We start from the raw sequence: 3,083 nt of genomic DNA on the forward strand, positions 1-3,083 counted from the left end.
TCATATGAACCGGAACACCAATTACTTGGTTAAGTCCTCGACCGATTAGTATTAGTCCGCTTCATGCGTCACCGCACTGCCACTTCTAACCTATCTACCTGATCATCTTTCAGGGGTCTTACTTCCATAAAGGAATGGGAAATCTCATCTCGAGGTGTGTTTCACACTTAGATGCTTTCAGCGTTTATCACATCCATACGTAGCTACCCAGCGATGCGCCTGGCGGCACAACTGGTACACCAGAGGTATGTCCATCCCGGTCCTCTCGTACTAAGGACAGGTCCTCTCAAATTTCCTACGCCCGCGACGGATAGGGACCGAACTGTCTCACGACGTTCTGAACCCAGCTCGCGTACCGCTTTAATGGGCGAACAGCCCAACCCTTGGGACCGACTACAGCCCCAGGATGCGATGAGCCGACATCGAGGTGCCAAACCTCCCCGTCGATGTGGACTCTTGGGGGAGATAAGCCTGTTATCCCCAGGGTAGCTTTTATCCGTTGAGCGATGGCCCTTCCATACGGTACCACCGGATCACTAAGCCCGACTTTCGTCCCTGCTCGACCTGTCTGTCTCGCAGTCAAGCTCCCTTGTGCCTTTACACTCTGCGAATGATTTCCAACCATTCTGAGGGAACCTTTGGGCGCCTCCGTTACTTTTTAGGAGGCGACCGCCCCAGTCAAACTGCCCACCTGACACTGTCTCCCACCACGATTAGTGGTGCGGGTTAGAGTGGTCATACAGCGAGGGTAGTATCCCACCAACGCCTCCACCGAAACTAGCGTTCCGGTTTCTATGGCTCCTACCTATCCTGTACAAGCTGTACAAACACTCAATATCAAGCTACAGTAAAGCTCCATGGGGTCTTTCCGTCCTGTCGCGGGTAGTCCGCATCTTCACGGACAATATAATTTCACCGAGTCTCTCGTTGAGACAGTGCCCAGATCGTTACGCCTTTCGTGCGGGTCGGAACTTACCCGACAAGGAATTTCGCTACCTTAGGACCGTTATAGTTACGGCCGCCGTTTACTGGGGCTTCAATTCTGAGCTTCGCCGAAGCTAACCCATCCTTTTAACCTTCCAGCACCGGGCAGGCGTCAGCCCCTATACGTCATCTTACGATTTTGCAGAGACCTGTGTTTTTGATAAACAGTCGCCTGGGCCTATTCACTGCGGCTGATCTTGCGATCAGCACCCCTTCTCCCGAAGTTACGGGGTCATTTTGCCGAGTTCCTTAACGAGAGTTCACTCGCTCACCTTAGGATTCTCTCCTCGACTACCTGTGTCGGTTTGCGGTACGGGTAGTTAAGTACTCACTAGAAGCTTTTCTCGGCAGTGTGACATCAGACGCTTCGCTACTAAATTTCGCTCCCCATCACAGCTTGTCCTTAAAGTGAAAAGCATTTGACTCTCCACAAGACTTACTGCTTGGACATTCTAATCCAACAGAATGCACATCTTAGCCTCCTGCGTCCCTCCATTGCTCAAACGCACTTAACTAGTACAGGAATCTCAACCTGTTATCCATCGTCTACGCCTCTCGGCCTCGACTTAGGTCCCGACTAACCCTGGGAGGACGAGCCTTCCCCAGGAAACCTTAGTCATTCGGTGGATAGGATTCTCACCTATCTTTCGCTACTCATACCGGCATTCTCACTTCTAAGCGCTCCACAAGTCCTCACGATCTTGCTTCACCGCCCTTAGAACGCTCTCCTATCACGCGACCTAATGGTCGCATCCATGGTTTCGGTAGTATGCTTAGCCCCGGTACATTTTCGGCGCAGGATCACTCGACTAGTGAGCTATTACGCACTCTTTAAATGGTGGCTGCTTCTGAGCCAACATCCTAGTTGTCTATGCAACTCCACATCCTTTTCCACTTAGCATACATTTAGGGACCTTAACTGATGGTCTGGGCTGTTCCCCTTTCGACGGTGGATCTTATCACTCATCGTCTGACTCCCGGACATGAATCAATGGCATTCGGAGTTTATCTGAATTCAGTAACCCAAGACGGGCCCCTAGTCCAAATAGTGCTCTACCTCCATGATCCTTAATCCGAGGCTAGCCCTAAAGCTATTTCGGAGAGAACCAGCTATCTCCAAGTTCGTTTGGAATTTCACCGCTATCCACACCTCATCCCAGCAATTTTCAACTTACACGGGTTCGGTCCTCCAGTGCGTTTTACCGCACCTTCAACCTGGACATGGATAGGTCACCTGGTTTCGGGTCTATAACCTCGTACTCAAATCGCCCATTTCAGACTCGCTTTCGCTACGGCTCCGACTTTTTAGTCTTAACCTTGCACGGGATCATAACTCGCCGGTTCATTCTACAAAAGGCACGCCATCACGCATTAACGCGCTCTGACTTATTGTAGGCACATGGTTTCAGGAACTATTTCACTCCCCTCCCGGGGTGCTTTTCACCTTTCCCTCACGGTACTGGTTCACTATCGGTCACTAGGTAGTATTTAGCCTTGGGAGATGGTCCTCCCGGATTCCGACGGAATTTCACGTGTTCCGCCGTACTCAGGATCCTGAACTGAGAGAATTTGATTTAATCTACTGGGCTATCACCATCTATGGCGGATTTTCCCAAATCCTTCGACTATCAAGTTCTTTGGTAACTCAAATGTTCAGTCCTACAACCCCAAAGTGCAAGCACTTTGGTTTGGGCTGTTCCCCGTTCGCTCGCCGCTACTTAGGGAATCGAAATTTCTTTATATTCCTGCTGCTAATGAGATGTTTCAGTTCACAGCGTTTACCTCCAACTAGACTATGAATTCATCTAGTGGTAACAGTTGATTAAAACTGCTGGGTTGCCCCATTCGGAAATCTCCGGATCATAGCTTACGTACAGCTCCCCGAAGCATATCGGTGTTAGTCCCGTCCTTCATCGGCTCCTAGTGCCAAGGCATTCACCATGCGCCCTTGTTAACTTAACCTCATTTACCTAACGGTAAATGCGATTAATGAGTTTAGCGATAATTAAACTTCAATAAAAAACTCAAAAAACGCGGTGTTCTCGGTTTCATTATGAAAAAATATATTTGATATTATCTAGTTTTCAAAGAACAAGTTT

Annotated in this window: 1 rRNA gene; it reads right to left on the reverse strand. The window is 49.2% G+C overall.

Annotation, left to right across the window (positions count from 1 at the left end):
• Window positions 1-25 precede the first annotated feature (25 nt).
• Window positions 26-2,946, reverse strand: a 23S ribosomal RNA gene (locus KGF65_RS16445).
• Window positions 2,947-3,083 lie beyond the last annotated feature (137 nt).

The organism is Lactiplantibacillus sp. 30.2.29 (assembly GCF_018991255.1).
GTDB classification, from domain to species: Bacteria; Bacillota; Bacilli; order Lactobacillales; family Lactobacillaceae; genus Lactiplantibacillus; species Lactiplantibacillus pentosus.